The sequence below is a fragment of the Cohaesibacter sp. ES.047 genome (genome assembly GCF_900215505.1).
Classification (GTDB): Bacteria; Pseudomonadota; Alphaproteobacteria; order Rhizobiales; family Cohaesibacteraceae; genus Cohaesibacter.
Genome location: NZ_LT907844.1, coordinates 3,012,561 through 3,032,835, shown reverse-complemented (window position 1 = coordinate 3,032,835; position 20,275 = coordinate 3,012,561). Strand labels below are relative to the sequence as shown.

21 protein-coding genes and 1 pseudogene are annotated in these 20,275 nt (G+C 54.3%); 10 read left to right on the top strand and 12 right to left on the bottom strand.

What is annotated here, in order from left to right; all coding sequences use genetic code 11:
• Positions 1–5 precede the first annotated feature (5 nt).
• Positions 6–599 carry a nucleoside deaminase gene (locus CPH65_RS13865; protein ID WP_096174070.1) on the bottom strand — a complete coding sequence of 198 codons (594 nt, stop codon included), beginning with the start codon at positions 597–599 and terminating at the stop codon, positions 6–8.
• A gap of 160 nt (positions 600–759) precedes the next feature.
• On the opposite strand from CPH65_RS13865, the gene CPH65_RS13860 reads away from it, so the two are divergent.
• The 4 genes from CPH65_RS13860 (at position 760) to CPH65_RS13845 (ending at position 3,482) form a co-directional block, all read left to right on the top strand.
• Positions 760–1,047 (top strand): hypothetical protein, encoded by a 288-nt coding sequence (locus CPH65_RS13860; protein ID WP_096174067.1) that lies wholly within the window; start codon positions 760–762, stop codon positions 1,045–1,047.
• A gap of 277 nt (positions 1,048–1,324) precedes the next feature.
• On the top strand, positions 1,325–1,801 hold the full coding sequence (locus CPH65_RS24305; protein ID WP_197703848.1) for a hypothetical protein: 477 nt from the start codon (positions 1,325–1,327) through the stop codon (positions 1,799–1,801).
• A gap of 132 nt (positions 1,802–1,933) precedes the next feature.
• Positions 1,934–2,884, top strand: a complete 951-nt coding sequence (locus CPH65_RS13850; protein WP_096172544.1) for an IS481 family transposase — start codon at positions 1,934–1,936, stop codon at positions 2,882–2,884.
• 22 nt (positions 2,885–2,906) lie between these two features.
• Positions 2,907–3,482: an SRPBCC domain-containing protein gene (locus CPH65_RS13845; protein ID WP_096174064.1), complete on the top strand. Its 576-nt coding sequence runs from the start codon at positions 2,907–2,909 to the stop codon at positions 3,480–3,482.
• Between the two features lie 122 nt (positions 3,483–3,604).
• Here the strand turns inward: CPH65_RS13845 and ald are convergent, their stop codons facing one another.
• Positions 3,605–4,723, bottom strand: coding sequence for an alanine dehydrogenase (ald, locus tag CPH65_RS13840; protein WP_096174061.1), 1,119 nt, complete (start codon positions 4,721–4,723; stop codon positions 3,605–3,607).
• Positions 4,724–4,945: 222 nt separating this feature from the next.
• Between ald and CPH65_RS13835 the strand changes: the two genes are divergently transcribed.
• Complete coding sequence (locus CPH65_RS13835; RefSeq protein ID WP_197703847.1) at positions 4,946–5,413, top strand: Lrp/AsnC family transcriptional regulator; 468 nt, start codon at positions 4,946–4,948, stop codon at positions 5,411–5,413.
• A gap of 5 nt (positions 5,414–5,418) precedes the next feature.
• Here the strand turns inward: CPH65_RS13835 and CPH65_RS13830 are convergent, their stop codons facing one another.
• Both CPH65_RS13830 and CPH65_RS13825 read right to left on the bottom strand, forming a co-directional pair.
• A complete protein-coding gene (locus CPH65_RS13830; protein ID WP_096174056.1) occupies positions 5,419–6,813 on the bottom strand; it encodes an ATP-binding protein in 1,395 nt (464 codons plus the stop codon).
• The gene (locus CPH65_RS13825) at positions 6,810–7,535 is read right to left on the bottom strand and encodes a response regulator (RefSeq protein WP_096174053.1); all 726 of its coding nucleotides are present in this window, start codon (positions 7,533–7,535) and stop codon (positions 6,810–6,812) included. Before CPH65_RS13825 ends, CPH65_RS13830 begins: the two co-directional genes overlap by 4 nt.
• Before the next feature lie 507 nt (positions 7,536–8,042).
• On the opposite strand from CPH65_RS13825, the gene CPH65_RS13820 reads away from it, so the two are divergent.
• Positions 8,043–8,447, top strand: a complete 405-nt coding sequence (locus tag CPH65_RS13820) for a GFA family protein (protein ID WP_096174051.1) — start codon at positions 8,043–8,045, stop codon at positions 8,445–8,447.
• Positions 8,448–9,251: 804 nt separating this feature from the next.
• Positions 9,252–9,977, top strand: coding sequence for a ceramidase domain-containing protein (locus tag CPH65_RS13810; RefSeq protein WP_096174046.1), 726 nt, complete (start codon positions 9,252–9,254; stop codon positions 9,975–9,977).
• On the opposite strand, the pseudogene CPH65_RS25060 reads toward CPH65_RS13810, so the two are convergent.
• The 6 genes and pseudogenes from CPH65_RS25060 to fabI all read right to left on the bottom strand — a co-directional run bounded on the left by CPH65_RS25060 (position 9,974) and on the right by fabI (position 16,138).
• Positions 9,974–10,925 (bottom strand): annotated as a pseudogene (locus CPH65_RS25060) (IS630 family transposase). The gene CPH65_RS13810 and the pseudogene CPH65_RS25060 overlap by 4 nt on opposite strands.
• A gap of 206 nt (positions 10,926–11,131) precedes the next feature.
• Positions 11,132–12,235, bottom strand: coding sequence for a 3,4-dihydroxy-2-butanone-4-phosphate synthase (gene ribB / locus CPH65_RS13800; protein ID WP_096174043.1), 1,104 nt, complete (start codon positions 12,233–12,235; stop codon positions 11,132–11,134).
• Positions 12,236–12,338: 103 nt separating this feature from the next.
• A complete protein-coding gene (gene aroC / locus CPH65_RS13795) occupies positions 12,339–13,436 on the bottom strand; it encodes a chorismate synthase (RefSeq protein WP_096174040.1) in 1,098 nt (365 codons plus the stop codon).
• Positions 13,437–13,727: 291 nt separating this feature from the next.
• Entirely contained in the window at positions 13,728–14,261 is a 534-nt protein-coding gene (locus CPH65_RS13790; protein WP_157747690.1) for a hypothetical protein, read from the bottom strand.
• Positions 14,262–14,503: 242 nt separating this feature from the next.
• Entirely contained in the window at positions 14,504–15,100 is a 597-nt protein-coding gene (locus tag CPH65_RS13785; RefSeq protein ID WP_096176410.1) for a histidine phosphatase family protein, read from the bottom strand.
• Positions 15,101–15,325: 225 nt separating this feature from the next.
• Complete coding sequence (gene fabI / locus CPH65_RS13780; protein WP_096174035.1) at positions 15,326–16,138, bottom strand: enoyl-ACP reductase FabI; 813 nt, start codon at positions 16,136–16,138, stop codon at positions 15,326–15,328.
• Between the two features lie 166 nt (positions 16,139–16,304).
• Between fabI and CPH65_RS23925 the strand changes: the two genes are divergently transcribed.
• Positions 16,305–16,640, top strand: coding sequence for a hypothetical protein (locus tag CPH65_RS23925; RefSeq protein ID WP_157747689.1), 336 nt, complete (start codon positions 16,305–16,307; stop codon positions 16,638–16,640).
• Positions 16,641–16,699: 59 nt separating this feature from the next.
• Here CPH65_RS23925 and CPH65_RS13775 read toward each other — a convergent pair whose 3' ends face one another.
• Positions 16,700–17,347, bottom strand: a complete 648-nt coding sequence (locus CPH65_RS13775) for a TetR/AcrR family transcriptional regulator (protein WP_157747688.1) — start codon at positions 17,345–17,347, stop codon at positions 16,700–16,702.
• Positions 17,348–17,965: 618 nt separating this feature from the next.
• Between CPH65_RS13775 and CPH65_RS13770 the strand changes: the two genes are divergently transcribed.
• The gene (locus CPH65_RS13770; RefSeq protein ID WP_197703846.1) at positions 17,966–19,423 is read left to right on the top strand and encodes an FAD-binding oxidoreductase; all 1,458 of its coding nucleotides are present in this window, start codon (positions 17,966–17,968) and stop codon (positions 19,421–19,423) included.
• 47 nt (positions 19,424–19,470) lie between these two features.
• Positions 19,471–19,917 (top strand): GNAT family acetyltransferase, encoded by a 447-nt coding sequence (locus CPH65_RS13765; RefSeq protein ID WP_096174030.1) that lies wholly within the window; start codon positions 19,471–19,473, stop codon positions 19,915–19,917.
• 46 nt (positions 19,918–19,963) lie between these two features.
• Here the strand turns inward: CPH65_RS13765 and CPH65_RS13760 are convergent, their stop codons facing one another.
• Positions 19,964–20,221: a hypothetical protein gene (locus tag CPH65_RS13760; RefSeq protein WP_157747687.1), complete on the bottom strand. Its 258-nt coding sequence runs from the start codon at positions 20,219–20,221 to the stop codon at positions 19,964–19,966.
• Positions 20,222–20,275: the final 54 nt, after the last annotated feature.

Sequence of the window (20,275 nt, the reverse complement as noted above, 5' to 3'; positions counted from 1 at the left end):
CCCGCTCAGTCGAGCGGGATTCCTGCCTCCCCCTTGCTGTCCTGATAGGTGGCAGACATTTGATCATAGAGCGCAGCAATATGCTCGATGCGCTTCTCGAGCGGTGTTCGCTGCGCCTCATCGAGCGCGTGCACCATGTCCCCAAGAGCATGACTGTGCCAGAAAGCATTGTCGCGCGCATAGTCGCCATTCTCGAGCTTGAAGACTTCTTTCAGAATCTTGAGATCATGAGGGATGTTAAAGGCATCGCGTGTGTCCTCGTAGCCGAACAGGAAATAGAAATTGTCAAATCCGGTCCATGTGATCCCCGACAGGCAGAGCGAACAAGGCTCGTGGGTGGCCAGAAAGTAGCAATCACGCGAGTCGGGTCGCTCATCCTGAGGCAGTTCATAGAATCGCTTAAGCGCATGCATTTCGCCATGCCAGAGCGGATTTTCCGTTTCATTGTTGGTTTCGGCGATCACGACAGAAAGATCGGATTTGCGCAAAATCGCAGCGCCGAACAATTTGTTGCCGGTTTGCACAGCTTGCGCCGTTTTGGGTGCGATGTCTTTCTCGATGACGTCCAAAAGCCGTTCGATCAGTATCCGTTCGTTCATGCAATTTCCTTCTTGTAAACCGATAGAGGATGCGGCAAATACCCTAAGCATTTGTTGTATATTCGATCCCGTGTGGACTTGATTGCCTTGTCGGGAACCCTAAATTAGAGCAAATATGCGTTTTTAACCATAGTCCTCATGCACCGGAGACCGCCAAGGTATGGCACATCTCAAGCGCTGGCTCATGCTGTCAGCAGCCGTCGTTCTGTTTCTGCTGGGCCTTGCATCGGTCTGGACCCCTTTTCCCATTGGGGCCATCATGATGATGGCAGCAACGGTGATGCTGATCACACATAGTCGCACGGGGCGGTCGTTCGTGCGCCGGGTGCGTCGACGCTTTGCTTTCATTGATAATCTGATGATCTGGTTCGAGGATCGCAGCCAGGCCTCAATGGTTCGAATCCTCAAAACGACCCGTCCGCTGGAGAGCCGCCTGAAAGTTCGCTGACGGTCAACCGGAACGACCGGTTTTTGCCAGATCCGGCAAGGAAAAAGCATTGGCGGCTTTTTCAACGACAGTTGTCTGAAAATGCTCTGGCCGCCCTCATGTCGTGAAACTGTCATGAGCGGTCCCTAATTCATTGGATCGGCATGGAAGGTCGAGGATGCGCCAAGGGAGCGATAAAGTGTCCGCTCAGGCAATTCGACATTCCATCCCGTGATTTTTGACAAGTCTGCCGATGGTCGCAACTGGTGCGGTCCACGGGTGTGTGGGAGACGGATCGGTGATCACCAATCTGAAGCATTGGGCCGTACTGACTTTTGCAGTTCTCTGCATCATTGCCGGGCTGGCAACCATCTGGCTGCCCATCCCGACGGGCGTTCCCCTCTTGGCGCTCGGCTCTTTCCTCATCATTGCCAACAGCCGCGTCGGCCGCAATTTTTTTCGTCGGCTGCGCAAACATGTCAGCTGGCTTGATCATGCCTTGCTGTGGCTCGAGGAACGGACGGGCCGCACCTTTGGCCGCGTCCTCAAGACCACCCGCCCCTTGGTGACCCGGCACCGGCGAAGGGCCGAGTTGCAGAGCCTCAAACAAACACCTGATCAACGAGCGTCAGGCATGAGCCCTCGCTCCGGCCATGTTGTGACCGGCACGGTCAGTCTCAATCCGACCGGTGCGCTTAACAGCGCGTCCCCCGCCCAAACACCGGCCCCAGACGGCCATGCCTTACCCAAGCCTGACGCGGGCAACGTCGCTTGAGTGCAGATGCGGAGCGTTAGCCGCTCTTTCTTTGAGGTCTCTCCCTGCCTCTTTTCTTTGCAAGAGAGGCCCTAGGTGTTTGATCCCATGCTTTGATGGTGCACCTTTCTCATTTGAATGGAGGGAAGCACTATGGGCCAAGTTCTACACGGCAGCGCCACGACGACAGAGGCAGTCCGTCGAGCAATACAAAATAGTCAAGAGAGCCTGAGAGTGCTTTCCAAGCGATACGGCATCAATCAGAAAACGGTCGTCAAGTGGAAGACGCGCACCTCACAAGCGGACTTAAGAACCGGACCGAAGGAGCCACGTTCGACTGTGCTTTCGCGGCAAGAAGAAGCGACCATTGTCGCCTTCCGCAGGCATACCTTGTTGCCTCTCGACGACTGCCTTTATGCACTCCAGCCGACAATCCCGCATCTGACGCGCTCTTCACTGCACAGATGCCTGCAACGACACGGAGTTTCGCGACTACCGAGTGTCGAAGGCGACAAGCAGCCAAAGAAGCGTTTCAAGAGCTATCCGATCGGCTATTTCCATATCGATATTGCCCAGGTACAGACAGCTGAAGGCAAGCTCTATCTCTTTGTGGCTATTGACCGGACTTCCAAGTATGCCTTCGTTGAACTCTATACCAAGGCAGGAAAGATGAATGCTGCACAGTTCCTGCGCAATCTGGTCGCCACTGTGCCCTATACCATCCATACTGTTCTGACCGACAATGGCATCCAGTTCACCAATCGGTCTCGCGATCTCCATGAGTTCCAGCACATCTTTGACCGGGTCTGCACTGGAAACGGCATTGAACACCGCCTGACAAAAGTGAAGCACCCATGGACCAACGGTCAGGTCGAGAGGATGAACCGGACTATTAAGGATGCCACCGTCAAACGGTTCCATTACGACGATCACGAGCAACTCCAGAAGCATCTGGCTGTTTTCATAGATGCCTACAACTTCGCTAGACGATTGAAGACGCTAAGGGGCCTGACCCCATACGAATTTATCTGCAAAAAGTGGACAGAGGATCCGGAAAGATTCAAAATGAATCCGATCCATCAAATCCCGGGACCGAACAACTAGGCTATTGGCATCCCTTGGATGAATGGAGACTATTCAGCCCCCCTCGGTCGAGGCTATATTGAACGGCATGTGGCCCCCCGAAGCTGCCTGCAATGAAAGTGACATGATGTTGAAGCCGATTGTGAAAGTGATCGAAGTGCCGGTTGATTCCGCTACTGCCTATCAGCTGTTTACAGAGCAGATGGGCCTGTGGTGGCCTTTGGACAGCCGCTCCATTTCCTTTCATTCCGAAGGAGCGCCAGCAAAGGCGTTGAATATCGATCCAGTTGCGGGTGGTGCTATCGTTGAAATTGCGGCAAGCGATGAACGCCATGTGTGGGGCCGCTTTGTGGATTGCGATCCACCCCACTCGGTTGCCATCGAATTTCACATGGGGCAGCCGGAAGAACATGCCACAAATCTGCTGGTCACCTTCTTCGGCACCGGTGCCGACGAGACGCTGGTCAAACTGGTGCACAGCGGCTGGGAGACCTATGGCGGGTTTGCGGACATGATGCGCGAGGGATATGACACCGGGTGGGACGAGATCTTTTCAGGTGCCTATGCAAAGGCCTGCAAAGGACGCCGGCCACAGCCCGCCCCTGTGCAATCACAATAAACGGATGGCGCGGTTCGCGCCCCTCAATCCTCTTCTTCGTATAAAAAGAGCCCGGCGTGGAAACGCCGGGCTCTCGTAATTCCAGGTCTAGGCGGGAAAGTGCCGACCCGCCGCGGGGGCGCTTAAAGACCCAGAATGCTTTCTGCAGAGACGTAGTCGTAGCCCAGCGCACTGGCAACCGCTTCGTAGGTTACCTTGCCTTCATGCACATTGAGGCCGTTGCGCAGATGGACATCATCCTTGAGAGCCTGAACCCAGCCCTTGTCGGCCAGAGCCAGAGCAAACGGCAGGGTGGCGTTGTTCAGCGCAAAGGTCGAGGTACGGGCAACACAGCCGGGCATGTTGGCGACACAATAATGCACGACACCGTCGACAACATAGGTCGGATCAGAATGAGTGGTCGCCTTGGAGGTTTCGAAGCAACCGCCCTGATCAATGGCGACGTCGACAACAACAGAGCCGTCACGCATGGATTTGATCATGTCTGCGGTGACGAGTTTGGGCGTTTCCGCACCCGGGATCAGAACCGTGCCGATGACGAGGTCAGCATTGGCCACAGCAGCAGCGATGTTGCCCTTGTTGGAATAGACGGTCTTGATTGCCGTGCCGAAGCGATCAACAGCAGCACGAAGAGCGTTGACGCTGCGGTCCACCATGGTGACCGATGCACCCATGCCAAGAGCGATGCGAGCAGCGTTTGTGCCCGATACGCCAGCGCCAATGATGACAACTTCAGCAGAATCAACACCGGGGACGCCGCCGAGCAGGATGCCCATGCCGCCGCCATTGTTTTCCAGAGCCTGAGCACCAACCTGCGGAGCCAGACGACCAGCCACTTCGGACATCGGGAAGAGCAGCGGCAGAGCGCCGGTTGGAGAGGTAACCGTTTCATAGGCGATGCAGGTGGCGCCAGACTTGACGAGATCAGCGGTCTGCGTCGCATCGGGTGCCAGATGCAGGTAGGTGTAGAGAATCTGGCCTTCGCGCAATTTGGCGCGCTCGACTGCCTGAGGCTCTTTTACCTTCACGACCATCTCGGCCTTGGCGAAAATTTCATCCGGATTGTCGACAATGGTTGCGCCTGCGGCAACATAGTCTTCGTCAGAACAGCCGATACCAGCACCGGCATTGGTCTCGATCATCACAGAGTGGCCGTGAGCAACCAGTTCTTCGACAGAGGTTGGAACGAGACCGACACGATCTTCGTGGTCTTTGATCTCTCTTGGGCATCCAATAAGCATTAATGTCTTCCTTCTGAGGCAATTGCGTTGCTGCTGCACTTTTTATCGGGCTCGGCTTTATTGGATCCGGGCAATTCCGGGGTCCGGCCTTTTTGTGCATTCAGCGGTTGAACGATTTATCAATACTGATCCAACTTTCGCGCAATGTGTCGCGAAAATCAGTTGTATTAACCAGCAATTTTCGCATAAAATTCGAAGAACTAATAAATTTGGGGAATTTTATTGAATCTCAATGGCCTCGATAAACGGGACAAGCAAATTCTCAATTTGCTTCAGGACGATGGTCGACTCAGCAACGCGGAACTCGCGGAGAAGGTCAATCTGTCTCCCTCGGCGTGCCTGAGGCGCGTGCGACAGCTTGAAGAGAGCGGCCTGATCTCCGGATTCCACATGCAGCTCAATCTCAAGGCCTGCGGCATGTCCGGAGCGGCCTTTGTCTTTGTCACCCTTGATGGTCAGGGGCGGGAAACCCTCGCCCGGTTCGAAAGGGCGGTCAAGACAATCAACGAAATTCAGGATTGCTATCTGCTGGCCGGACAATATGACTATCTCTTGCGGGTCATCTATCGCAATGCCGAAGACCTTGAGCGCATCCACCACGACATTCTCACCAACCTGCCGGGTGTGGTGAGGGTCAATTCAACGCTCACCCTGAGAGCGGTCAAGCACACCGGGAAACTGGAAGTCTGAACGCCCTAACCGGAAGATGCAGCCTGATCACTATGGTTGCCCTGCTGAGATAGGGGAAATCGCACCAGAACGGTCAGCCCTCCCCCGCTTGTCTCGGCCAGTTCGATGGTCGCTCTGTGAGATTGGGCAATCTTGCGCGCGATCGCCAGCCCCAAACCAAATCCGGATTTGTCATCCATGGTGCGCGCATCCTCGCCACGGGTAAACGGCTCCAGCAGAAGGGCCCTGGCGTCCTCGGCAATGCCTGCACCGTGATCAACGATTCTCAGGCAGGCCGCGTCCGCTTCCCTGACCAACGACACCTCGCACGATCCTGCATACTTAATCGCATTGTCGATGAGATTTTCGGTGAGGCGTAAGATGTCGGTGGGTCGGGCGCGCAGTTTGAGGGTATCGCACTGCACCAGCGTGACGTCATGACCGGCATCTTCCCATTCACTCGTCAGGGTCTCTATCAAACTGCAGAAATCGAAAATGGTTTCTTCTTCATTGCGGGATCCACTGCGAAAATAGATCATCAATCTCGACAACAGGCCGTCCATCATGGCGATGTCGCGAAGAAGCCCTGCCTTGACCTCCTCCTGTTCAACCATGTCCGCCCGCAAACGCAGGCGGGTGACAGGCGTGCGCAGGTCGTGGCTAACTGCAACGAGCATCCGCGTCCGATCATCCAACAATCCCCGAATACGATCCTGCATTTTGCTCAGGGCTTGCGCGGCCACGCGCAATTCGGTTGGTCCTCCAACATCAACAGGTTGGGGGTCGGCCCCGTCAAAGGCGATGCGGTCGGTGATGGCAGACAAGCGCCGGATCGGACGGATCAGAAAAACAATCGCCCAGATCAGCAAAAGCACCATGCAGACAAGCACCAGCGCCAACATGAATGTCCACTTGGGAGGCGCGTTGATCATCATGCGTGTTTTGGCGGTTATGACCTGTTTGTCGGGCATCTGCATATGAATGCTGACAAGGGCCCAATTGGCCTTGGTCTCCTCGACATGCAGGGCAAAGGGCAGTTGGTTGATGCGAGAGGGCAAATACAATGAGAGCCTGTGATCCAGCCCATGGTCATCAATAAACTGCTGATAGTCTGTGAGCATGTGCTCTGAGAGTTCAAACGAGTCATCTTCGATCTGAAATTCGATCTCGGGATGATATTGTTTGAAATTCTGGATATAGCTCGGCCGGTCTGCTTTTTCCTGCATGGCAAGCATCTGACCGAAGACGAGTTCCTTTTCTGTAAAGGCCCTGACCGGTGGCGCGATATGGCTTTCGGTCACCATTGTGACGGCGACATAGAATCCGCCCATCAACAGGAACAGCGCGATCACGAGAAGCATCAGCAGCTGACTGGCGATGGAATTGCAGAACAACAGAACCTGCCGTCGCGAGAAGGTCATGCCTTGGTCTCGCTGACCTCTGCAATGAATTCGTAGCCCCCGGAGCGCACGGTATGAATGAGTTTCTGATGGTCTTTGCCCCGCTCCAGTTTGCGGCGCAAACGGGAGATGAGAATATCAATGCTGCGGTCGGTCGCGTTTGAATTGCGCCCATGGGTCAACTCGATGAGTTGCTCTCGGCTCAGCGTCAGCCCGGGGCGCTCGCAGAAGACCCGAAGCAGATCGAACTCTGCTGGCGTCAGATAGACGACCACATCATCATAGTCCGAGAGTTCGCGCTTGCGCAGATCCAGCTGCCACATGCCACCAAAGTACAGAACAGGTGCCTTGATCCAGGTTTCCTGAACCGACATACGGCTGCGGCGCAGCAGTGCCTTGATCCGGGCTTCCAGCTCACGCGGGTTGAAGGGCTTGGTCAGATAGTCATCCGCCCCCATTTCCAGCCCGACCACCCGGTCGATGTCTTCGCTCTTTGCTGACAGAAACAGGATTGGCAGTGTGGAAATCGCGCGCAGGCGTGCGCAGATGCTCAAACCGTCCTCACCGGGCAACATGACATCCAGAAGAATGAGGTCAATCCGGCGACGCGACATGATTTCATCCGCTTCCACACTGTTTCTGGCCAGTGAGGAGGTCCAGCCGTTGCGTTCCAGCAAATTGGCTATCAACGACCGGATTTCAGTGTCATCCTCGATGACAAGTATGTGTGTATCATTCTGCATGGGGTATTCTTCAGCTAGACCCAATCGAGATGCAACCGATGTCCATCCTTGCAACATCTTGTAGTTCAAGTCTTTTTTTTGGACCAGCCTTTTTGCGTCGTATCATTTCCAAAACGGAAATAGAACAAGCTGAACCGGCATGAAGCAGTTGGGCTGGTATTGAATTTGCTCAAGGGTGCCAATCAAGGATGCGATTAAGAAACAAGGCAACAAGGGAGGCGCGAAACGTAACGTGTAGGAATTACCAGTCTATTTGATCGACTGCAATTGCGATTCCTGACAATACCCGAAAGGTCTGCGACAAAGGCACCGTGCTGAAGGCCGTTGCCGAGAGGAATGCAATGATCATGCCAGGGATATCGGATACGAGAGAATCCATATCGCGGGACATCGGAGGCGCTTTTTATAGTCTTTATCCATCAACCGGTTTGATGATGAGATAGCCAAGTTGCGTTGGACGTCTATTGCAAATGCACTTATGGTCGCGGCAAAGAGAAGGACAGACCTATGAGCGAGATCTTGCATGGTCGCTGCCTGTGCGGCGCGGTGGAATTTGAATGTGACCCGGGGCATGAGCCAATGACGATGTGCCATTGCAAACAGTGCCGGCAATGGTCAGGTCACGCCTGGCCAAGCATCTCGGTGCCTGTTTCCAGTCTCAAGGTTACAAAGGGACACGACCAGATCAAATGGTTCATTTCGTCGGAGTTTGCAAAGCGTGGATTTTGCTCCGACTGCGGCTCATCTCTGTTTTGGCATCCAGATCGACATTCTGAGTGGAAAGACGAGATCGCCGTTTCGGCTGGAACCATCGAAGACTTTTTCGGCAGAAAACTCGCCAAGCATATCTTCGTCGCCAGCAAGGGCAACTATTACGATATCACTGACAAGCTGGTGCAAGAAGACGACTGACAAAAGCCGGGACCTAAAGCGCGCCGTTTCATGGCCAGAGGCCTGTTCGCCTCCAAACCTCGATCACCAGCAGGCTTGCAGATCGATTATTTGCCGAAAAGACGCGCCTTGAAAGTGCCGAGCGCTTGAAAGCAGTGGTTGGCGAGAGCCGACAAGCCGGTCAGAAACAGCATGGTACGCATTGGAAATCCCCTTTTCATTTCTTATTCTGGTGCAGATTAAACTACGTGCCATACTGATCTACGAAATGGCTGGGTGGATAGACAGGCTCATCGAGCATTTTCAAGATGGGGGAGTCATCTGCTTGGCCAATTCCTCATTGTCCGGTCAGATCAAGCTCCCCTTTGATTTCATCTTGGTGTCGCGTCCTGATGACTGGTCAGGTTTCTCATCCTGCCCATATACGAGCTTGGCGGCAAAATGGTTCCAAAATAGGGCGCTTCGTAACGTAGAAATATGAAAGAGTATTAAACTGTATCCAACTGGACGAACAACTCCGGTTTAGATCCAGCCTTGAAGCGCCAAAATCGACGTTCATGATAGCATGTTTTTGACGAAGGATTAAGCTAAAGCCAATCGCTAAACTTCATTTGATTTATTTAATTTCCTCATGGACAAAGAAAGAACAAAAATCAAACAGACGTCTCGGACAAGAACGTGCAAAATCCCAAAAAGAACAAACCATGATCGCGCCGTCTCGAAATGAATTGATTTTCCGTCATATTTTGATAAAGGTTAAGCGCTTAAAATCCCATTAACCTTTTTGTGTCAGCCGCCGCTTTCACAGTCGATTAAGGACCCGTCATGGACCTCTTTACCTCGGTCGATATCTATTGTGAACGCACTGATGCAAGCTATTGGTCAGAACCGATCAATGCCGTGACCAATCTGTCCTTCATCTTGGCCGCCATTTGGGCTTATTGGGTGTATCGGGCGATCCGGCACAATTCGAATCGGCGCGGTCATGACGTCCAGATTCTCGTTGCCATCGTGATGGCCGGACTGATCGGCATCGGCTCCTATCTGTTTCACACCCATGCTCAGGTCTGGTCGTCCCTTGCAGACGTGATCCCCATCTGGACCTTTGTGGCCTTCTATCTGTTTCTCGCCATCTACCGGATTGTCGGAACAAGCCTCGTGCGCGCCCTGACTGTCTATGGCGTGTCGCTGGCCGTTATCGCGGCACTGATTTACTTGGTTTCAAACCTCATCCTCGCCAGTGACAGCGCATCAGCAGGCAGCGACGGGTTCAACGGTTCCCTTCAATATCTGCCAGGTATTCTTGCGCTGTTCGGATTTGCACTGGTGATGGCCATCAAGCGCCATCCCGCCAGAGGCTGGATCTTTGCCGCCGCTGTCACGTTCACACTGTCCATCGTCTTCCGGTCTGTTGACATGGCTGTCTGCGCCCGCTTCCCGCTTGGCACGCATTTCCTGTGGCATCTGCTCAACGGTCTTTTCATCGGCCTTCTTCTTCAGGCACTTGTGCGACACGGCCAGCCGCGCCTTGCTAAAGCATATCGCAATTAATTAACCTCATACCCGGCAGCTTTGAAGTAGTTCAGACACTCCTTGGCAGAATAGAGGTCACAAATGTCACCGATCGCGTCTGAGATTGTATCGAAGCTTCTGGCTGCTCGCTTGCGCAGCAGTGTCTTGAGTTTGGAATATGCCATTTCGATGGGATTGAGGTCCGGTGAATATGGCGGAAGAAACAGCAGCCATGCTCCCTTTGATCTGACGAGCTTTTGAGCTTTCTCACTTTTGTGGAAGGCGACATTATCGAGGATGACGATGTCGCCAGCTGACAGGGTCGGCAGTAGTTGAGTTTCAATCCAAGTTTCAAAGATACGTCGGTTCATCGGAGCATTGACGATCCAGGGCGCAACCATCCCACGGGATCTCAAACCAGCGATGAAGGTCTGGGATTTCCAATGACCAAAAGAAGCGTGAGCGCGATAGCGCTGTCCTTTTGGTGACCATCCAGACCGTTTGGTCAGCTTCGTGTTGGTTGATGTCTCATCGATAAAGATCAATCGGGACAATGCTTTGTTGAAGAAAGGCCGGCGCTGATTGATCCATACATACCGATCATGAGCAATCGCGGCCCGTAGCTGTTCAGTGGCTACCAGACTTTTTTTTATGGCTCAGGCCGAGCCTGTGAAGCACGCGCCCAACGCTAGAGCGATGCACATGGACCCCGCGTTCAGCCAATTCCAGACAAAGCTCATCAAGCGTCAGATCGCCATTCTCAGACATGCGCCTTGTGATCCATTCATGATGCACACCCAACTTGCCTTTGTCTGGTCGGCCTTGCTTGCGAGGCTGCACAGAACCCGTCTCTTTCTTGAGAAGCATCAGGTTATTGACAAACCGTGGTGACACGCGGAAATGGCTGGCGGCCGCCCGATGCGAATGACCGGCATCAACAAATGAAGCAACACGTTCGCGCAATGCAATAGGAAGTGATTTGCCCATGATGATCCCCTTTTCTCAAAGGGAATCACAATTGGCAAAAAATGGGAATCCTGAATCTCATTAACTGCGACACGCTTTAGTCGCTGATGCGCCAAATTCTGGTTCGAACGCCGTATGTGCGGATCGCCCTGCCCTCTCAATGAGAACAAAACCCGCCAAGCAGAACAGCAAGGCGGGTTTTTCAATTCTTCAAAAGAGCTTTTGGGTCAAATCAGCACGGTGCCGGAGATTTGCAGGCCAAAGCCGTTCAAGCCGACATAATGCCGTTCCTTCGACGACAAGAGCTGGATCGAGGAAATACCCAGCTCCGTGAGGATCTGGGCACCAAGGCCGATATCGCGCCAGTCGTCATCGCGAGTCTTGGCGCTGCGATGCTCCTCGGTTTCGGCAGCTTCCAGCCCCTCGCGCGGCCGCATGGACCCATTTGCAACGCACGGCGATCCGTCGCGCAAATAGACCAGAACCCCCTTGTCGGCGGCGAAGCGCTTGACGATTTCATCCAGATTGCCGTTGGCACCAAACACGTCGCCAAGGACATTCTCCTGATGCAGCCGGACGGGAATATCGGTGCCGCCCCGGATGTCACCGAAGACGAGAGCCAGATGCTCCATATCATCAAACTGGGCGCGGAAGGTCACCGCCCGCGCAAGGCCATGGCGGGTGGCATAGTCAAACTCGTCGATCCGATCCACCAGATGCTCGGTGCGTTGACGATAGGCGATGAGATCGGCAACCGAGACATGCTTGATGCCATGCTCCTGCGCAAAGGCCAGCACTTCGGGGCCACGCTTGACCGACCCATTGTCGTTGACCAACTCGGAAATCACGCCAACCGGCGGCAACCCGGCAAGGCGGCAAAGATCAACGGCCGCTTCGGTATGGCCGGAGCGCACGAGAACGCCGCCCTCTTTGGCGATCAGCGGGAAGACGTGACCGGGCCGGACGAAATCCGCAGGCGCAGCATTGCCGTTTGCAAGGCCATGCACCGTTGTGCAGCGCTCCTCTGCAGAGATGCCTGTCGTGGTGCCATGCTTGAAGTCCACCGAGACAGTGAAAGCCGTTGAGAGCGGGGCGTTGTTGTGGGCCACCATAGGCGTAAGCTGCAGCCGTTCCGCATCCTCCGCCGTCATCGGTGTGCAGACGATGCCGGAACTGTGCCGGATGATGAAAGCCATCTGCTCGGGGGTGACTTTGTTGGCGGAAACGATGAGATCCCCTTCATTCTCTCGGTCATCATCGTCCGTTACGACAACCATTTCGCCTTTTTCAAAGGCCCGGATGGCATCGGCGACACGTTGCATATCGATCATTTCAAGGTTTCTCCAGTGTTTCGCACGGTATTCTGTCAGACAGTGCCAAAATGGCCCGCCCTCTGTCAGGCTTACTTATAGATGTTGTTCCGGACCACGCTATTCAACGTTCGCCCCCTTGCTGCGCGCGATGGAGCAAGGTGTGGTCGGCCAGAACGAGGGCCAGCATGGCTTCGCCAACCGGCACAGCCCGGATGCCGACGCAAGGATCATGACGCCCCTTGGTCATCACATCCACTTCATTTCCCGAGCGGGTTATGGACTTCTTGGGCGTCAGAATTGAGCTGGTGGGCTTGATGGCGAACCGGACCACGACGTCCTGACCGTTTGATATGCCGCCCAGAATGCCCCCTGCGTGATTGGAGAGGAAATTCGGCTTGCCATCTGGGCCGATGCGCATTTCATCGGCATTTTCCTCGCCGGTCAGCGCGGCAGCCTCAAAGCCTTCACCGATCTCCACGCCCTTGACGGCATTAATCGACATCATGGCGCTGGCAATATCCTGATCGAGCTTGGCGTAAATTGGTGCGCCAAGACCAGCAGACACGCCGGATGCCACCACTTCGATCACGGCTCCGCATGAGGAGCCGGACTTGCGAATGTCATCAAGATAGTCAGCCCACTGTTCGGCAGCTTCCTTGTCGGGACAGAAGAAGGGATTGTTGCCCACTTCCTTCCAGTCCCAGTTGTCCCGGTTGATCTTGTGCAGTCCCATCTGCACCAGAGCGCCGCGGATGGAAACATTAGGCAAGAGCTTACGAGCAACGGCACCTGCGGCGACACGCATGGCGGTTTCTCGTGCAGAGGACCGTCCACCGCCGCGATAGTCGCGAATGCCATATTTGGCGTCATAGGTGTAATCGGCATGACCGGGACGATATCGCTCGGCAATATCGCCATAATCCTTCGACCGCTGATCGGTGTTGTGAATGATCAAACCGATCGATGTGCCGGTGGTTACCTGTTCGCCCGTTTCGGGATGCGCAAAAACTCCGGACAGAATCTCGATCTGGTCGGGCTCCTGCCGTTGGGTCGTGTAGCGCGACTGGCCGGGGCGACGGCGATCGAGATCACCCTGGATGTCTTCCTTGACCAAGGGGACCAGAGAGGGGCAGCCATCGATGGTGCAGCCGATTGCCGGCCCATGGCTTTCGCCCCAGGTCGTGACGCGAAAAAGATGTCCAAAACTGTTGTGCGACATGGAAGACCGTCCCGCTTTAACGCCTGCCAGCCGGTCGCACCATGGGCGCCCCTGCGACAAGCCGGTTAAGAATTTCTGCTGTGGATGTATTAAAGAGCAGGAAGGCAAAGGTCAAACGGGCATTTTCTGATGGTGAGCCTGTCGGCGATCGTTGGGAGCGGCGCGTCAACCGAGCCATTGCCATCAGATGAATGACCAGACCGTTGGGGAAAAGTCTTTGGAGCGAGACCTTCTGTGGTTGGTCTTCGGAGCTTGGCGTTTTGAGCTTGGCCCTCGAAGAAAGCGCACGCCTTAACGCATCATCGTGGTCGACCAGTATTTTCTGGCGCTGGGCTGCACGATCTTGTTGCCTTTCTTGGTGCCACATGGACGCGTGGTCTTGTAGGTCCAGTCACGGGCGCCGTTGACGCCATCGTAAAGCACCATATAGACATTGCCGCTCTGACGGTAAATCTCATAGGTCCGGTAGACATGCTTGTTTTGGGACTCAGTCCTCAAAGACACACGCTCATACAGCATGATGCGATCTTCGCTGACATCACTGAGCGTCTCGAAGCTCCAGTTGGGGGTCAATTTTCCTTCTGTCGCTCCGCCAAATTCAAACACCACGCCTCTTTGCGGGAATCGATAGTCGATCCGCTCGACGCTTGCGACCTTGGTGTTGAAGTAATAGTCGTGTCCAGCGGACTCATTGCCCCCTTCGCAAACGAATGACAGATTGGCGAGTGGATTTTCGTGTTGCCCTGCGGCATTGGCCGCTGGGGTGGATTGGGACAAAACACCGATCATCAGAACAAACGCAGCCGACACCAATGGTCTTCTCATATTCCAATCCCCTATCGATACTCAGTGGCGAGGTTTCACACCCTCGTCTCCTTGCACACGAACTCATGGGAAATAAATATCAGAAAGCCCTTTAAGCTTCGTCATTTTGAACGATAAAATTGTAATTGTCGCGGCACGTCACCGAATATGGCATGACCTGACCAAAAAGAGCAGCGAGATGCAATCGCTCCAGAATTTCCTAACCCTCTGCGTCAACTGGTCTTTCTAAAGCAGGACTTCGCCTATAACCAGCTTGCTTCGGTGCCGGACCAAAAGTAAATTTTGTCTTGCGGCGTTTTCAACAAGGGCGCTTCCTGTTGAGGAATCTTCTCCAGAAAGTGACGGACAATTCTCAAAACACCCCCATGCGCAATCACAACGGTCGGTTTGTCGAGCTTGTGAAACCATGCGCCGACACGCAAGGACAAGTCCTCATAGCTCTCGCCATTGGGCATCTTGGTCGCCCATTTGTCCTGCTCGCGCTTCAGGTATTGTTCAGGTTCACGCTCCCTGATTTCCTCAAGGGTCCACCCTTCCCAGTCTCCGAACGAGAATTCCCGCAATCTTTCCTCGAACACACAGGTCCGAGCCCATGGGCTGTCCGTCCAGCCAGCGGCTTCCAGAGCCAGCGCGAGAGTCTGGCGCGTTCGGGTCATGGGACTGCAGAAAAGATCAACCCCGGTCGGATCAGGCAAAAGCTCTGCCAGCCGCCGACCATTTCGCTGCGCCTGCCCTTCCCCCTTGGCATTGAGCGGAATGTCCTTCTGACCCTGATAGCGGAATTCGGCGTTCCAGTCTGTCTCACCATGACGGATATAGAAAATCGGCGGGGTCGACATCATCTCTCCTTGTGCCTCCTGCAGCACTCAGCCTTGGGCTGACCTCCTCAGGAAAAGGATTGTTTATGGGGCAAAGATTGGCATGCCATCTTTAGGCACAAAAAAAGATCCCGGGTCAACCGGCAAAGGCCGGGATCCGGGATCAGACGAAAGTCATACACCAGAAAGGCATCCGACACCGGATGCCTTGTTGCTTCGGTACATCCGCGCGTTGCAGCCCGGTAATTAGTTTACCGAGATGTCCGGCGCGTCGACGGCCTTCATGCCGACAACGTGATAGCCCGAATCGACGTGGAGCACTTCACCCGTCACACCGCGAGAATAGTCAGAGAGGAAATAGACAGCGGAATCGCCGACTTCATCAATCGTAACCGTGCGACGCAAGGGAGAGTTATACTCGTTCCATTTCAGGATATAGCGGAAGTCGCCGATGCCGGAAGCTGCGAGCGTTTTGATCGGACCAGCAGAAATCGCATTGACGCGAATGTTCTGTTTGCCCAGATCCTCAGCCAGATAGCGCACAGACGTTTCCAGCGCAGATTTGGCAACACCCATCACATTGTAGTGCGGCATGACCTTTTCGGCACCATAGTAGGTCAGCGTCAACAAAGAGCCACCCTCTTTCATCAGCTTCTCCGCACGCTGGGCAATCGCGGTGAAGGAGTAGCAGGAGATGAACAAGGACTTGGAGAAGTTCTCGGCGCTTGTTTCAATATAGCGGCCGGTGAGTTCGTCCTTGTCGGAATAGGCGATGCAGTGAACGACAAAGTCGATTTTGCCCCATTCCTTCTCGATATTGGCGAAGACCTCGTCGATGGTCTCCGGAACGGTCACGTCGCAATGACCGGCGACAAAGGCGTCCAGCTGTTCGGCAAGCGGATCAACCCGCTTCTTGAGAGCGTCACCCTGATAGGTCAGCGCCAGTTCCGCGCCGGCGTCCCGACATGCTTTGGCAATGCCCCAAGCGATAGAGCGGTTGTTGGCAACACCCATGATCAGGCCACGTTTGCCCTTCATCAATTGCGGCTTTTCAGACATATAAAACCCTCTTAAACGTCCGTCGCGACTGGTTCGCGTGTCTTTTTGCTATCAAGCAAGCTTCAGGGTAGCGCATCCGGCACGGAGACTGCTGACCCACTCCGATCCTGCTTGGACGGCAAATTGTGGCAGATGGTCTCCGCAAACACGAAGAGTGCGCTAGGAGATGTGGCAAGGGCACTCTGTATCAAACAGCAGCGGCGCCGCGTCAGGGGCGTTGCTTAAGCACCATTGTCCGGCCTTTATCCATCATGTCGATGCAAAAAGGCAACGCCTAAATTTCACAGCGGTCGGCAGCATTGCTCAATCTTTGTTACAATTTCTTAACCGCTTGTGGAAAGCGCACTTTCAAACAGCTGCGTTGCTTGATGCAGAGATGGGCAGTAGGCAAAGCCGACAGACCGCAAGAGGTGCTCTTGCGGGCAGCGGCAAACGCCAGAAACAAATAAAAAACCAGCCATCAGGCAAGTGGCATAACCCAACTTGCCTGATTGACCGGTGATCTGTCTTTTGTCCAGTCGGCACTTGTGCTGTCGACCGGATGCTTGCTGTATTGAATGTTCAGGCGATGGCAGACATCGGAACGTCGATTTCGCCCTCGGTTGACTTGTAACCGGCAATGATCCCCCGGACCGCGAAGTCCAGACGTTCACTGAGATCAAATTCGCAACCGCCATTCAGCCACAGTTGCCCCATGCCAATCAGCACAGCGAGGCACGTTTTGCTAAGATCTGCCGCCCTCGTATCCTGTTGAACCTGTTTGTTGTCAATCGCAGCATTGCCGAGACGCTCGAGAGCGTAGCTCAGCTGTTCAATGGCATCCTTGTTGCCAGAAATACCGGACTGTTCATCCAGCATTTCTGCCTCGGCTGCGATGGAGCGCTGACAGATCAAGGTGAGCCAGACGCCCGGCTCCCTCTTGAAGCTTTCGCCCATCTGAATGATGATCTGACGCAGCAGGACAAGCGGACTGTTCCAGCTCTCCGAATTGCTGATGTTGCGTTTCAGCTCTTCGATGACGCGCTGATTGGCTTCATCCAATATAGCCTGATGCAATTGCTGTTTTGAGCGGAAATGCCTGAAGATCGCTGGCTGGGAGATCCCAACCTTATAGGCAAGCTCTGTGGTGGAAGTCGACAAGTGACCCGTTGCAGCGATGCAATCAAACGCTGCATTAACGATCTCGAGTCGTCTGTGAACGCTGTTCATACGCTGAACAGGTCTCTTACGTGTTATACCCTGTGAAGGCATCCAGCTGTCCCCTTGCTGTGATGCAGAACTAATCGTGCATGTTAATTTTATAGTGAATTTTTAAAGATTTACCATCCTTTTCCAGTCTAAGGCAGCTAAATATGAGCGAGGAAGTCCAAAAAACGTCATTCAAAGACTGACACTCTGTGCGTAACTATTGCAGTTGATAGTGACAATTGACAAAATGACCAGAAACACTGTCTTGCAGACTTGGCATCCAAAGACACTATTCGAAACTAGTCACGACCGAGTGCCTTTTCGCAGATAGCGCGCATGATAGAGCGAATTGCAACCCATGGCAACAAAGCTTGGGTTAATACGCCTATGATTACAACCGATAAATTGTGAACAAGTCTGATCATTGAGTGAAGAAATCTGATCTCACGCACTGTTGCACGCCGCTTGGGATCTGGAAAAAACGCAATCTCACGTTCCGTTGGGTCAGAAAGTGTCGATGGATCGATGAGAGACTAGGAACTGTCACCTGATTCTGCTAGTTTGAGCCTCCCAACAGCCAATTTGACCGCCGCTCTGGCGGCTTTTGTTTTTCCACCACATGATGCAAGATCTCCTCTCGTGACCTCGAAACTCTCCCCTCCCGCCAATGAAGCGTCATCTGGTCTCGCTCCTGATGTCCTTGACGACTTCAAGGCGCTGATCGGCGAACAGCATTGTCTGACCGAGCCGGCCGACATCGCCCCCTATTGCAGGGAATGGCGCAACAAATTCTTCGGGATATGCCCGCTCGTGCTTCGGCCAGGCAATACAGATGAGGTGAGTGCTATCATGACACTGGCCTATGCCAGAAACGTCGCGATCGTTCCACAAGGCGGAAATACGGGATTGGTGGGTGGCCAGATAACGGATCAGTCCAACGCGCAGGTGATTGTCTCACTCGAGCGGCTCAAGCGGATCCGCTCTCTCGACATCGAGGGCAATGTGGCGGTGGTCGAAGCTGGCGTCGTGCTCGAGACGGTGCAAAAGGCAGCCGAAGAGGCTGACCGGTTTTTCCCGTTGGCCCTTGGTGCACAGGGCTCCTGCCAGATCGGCGGCAACCTTTCCACCAACGCAGGTGGTACCAGCGTGCTGGCCTATGGCAACGCACGGGACATGGTGCTTGGTCTTGAAGTCGTCCTGCCGGATGGGCGCATCATGCGAGGGCTGCGCAGCCTGCGCAAGGACAACACAGGCTATGACCTCAAGCATCTGTTCATCGGTGCCGAAGGGACGCTGGGCATTATCACGGCGGCATCGCTCAAACTCTATCCTCTGCCACGGGATCGTCAGGTGGCCTTGGCAGGCATCGAGACGCCACGGGACGCCTTGCGCATCTTCAACATTGCGCGTTCCCGTGTCGGATCGATGCTGACCGGATTTGAGCTCATGCCGCGCATCGGAATGGAGTTTGCCGTTCGCCATCTGGAAGGGGCTCGAGACCCGCTCGTCGAGGCCCATCCTTGGTATTGTCTGCTTGAACTGTCCATCGGTTCGGATGCCATCAACGGGCGCGAGTTGATGGAAACCATGCTCGAGGAAGCCTTCGATGCGGATTTGATCCGGGATGCGGTTCTGGCTGAAAACACCAGGCAGATGCAGGACATCTGGCATATACGGCACGGCCTGAGCGAGGTTCAGAAGGAAGAAGGCGGATCGATCAAGCACGACATTTCGGTTCCGACCCATGCGATCCCGGACTTTCTGGATCGCGCCATTCCGGCCTGCCTTGAAGCCATTCCCGGCTGCCGTCCGGTCGCATTCGGTCATCTGGGGGATGGCAATCTACATTTCAACATCTCCCAACCAATCGGTGCAGACAGGGACGCATTCCTCAACCGCTGGGAGGAGATCAATGCGATGGTCCATGCCATCGTCGCCGATCTTGAAGGTTCAATTTCTGCCGAACACGGCATTGGCGTTCTGAAGCGCGATCTGCTGCCGGGTGTCAAGGATCCGGTGGAACTTGAATTGATGCATCAGATCAAGACCCTTCTTGATCCCAAGGGCCTGATGAATCCGGGCAAGGTGCTTCAATAGTCCTCCAATAATGCCCCCTCCCCTGACAACGAGGACTGAAGAACATCATGTCAGACCTGATCATCTCTGAGATTGAAGATACTGACGTGACGGATGTCATCGCGCTCTGGCAGGCCTGCAATCTGACGCGGCCTTGGAACGATCCGAACAACGATATTGCCGTGGCGCGCTCATCCTCCAGCTCAACCATTTTGGTCGGCCGGCTTGAGCCGAACGGCCAGATCCTTGCGTCCATCATGGCCGGGTTTGACGGACATCGGGGCTGGGTTTACTACCTCTCGGTTTCGCCCAACCATCAGGGCAAGGGGTTTGGCAGACAGATCATGAAAGCAGCCGAGCAGTGGCTTCTGTCGATGGGCGGCTGGAAAATGCAGTTGATGGTGCGAACAGGCAACGAGCCCGTGCAGGCATTCTATGAAAGCCTCGGCTACAATGTGAGCCCGACACAGGTTCTTGAGAAGTGGATCGATCCATCAAGACGTGGTGATCAGTGACAGGTGCACACCTGACACCGACATCAAAGATAGGACTGGCGGGACGTCAGGACTTGGGGCCGAACAGAATAAGTATGAACCAGATCGGCATGATGACCACCATGCCGAGCAATGTATTGGGCACGGCCCAGATCACAAGCCAGTTGATTGTCAGTTCCATCGCATCCGTCAGTTGGTCGATGTAGATGGACATGCCGGGGAAAATATCTCTGGTTGTGATGCCAACCACCATCAGCACCGTTCCCGTTACCAAAGATGCGAGCAAGGCCTTACCCAGACTGGTCAGCATGGAAGCAAATCGCACCGATCATCTCCTCTTTCATTCGTCCCGATATCCAACGTGAGAATGGTCCTCCGC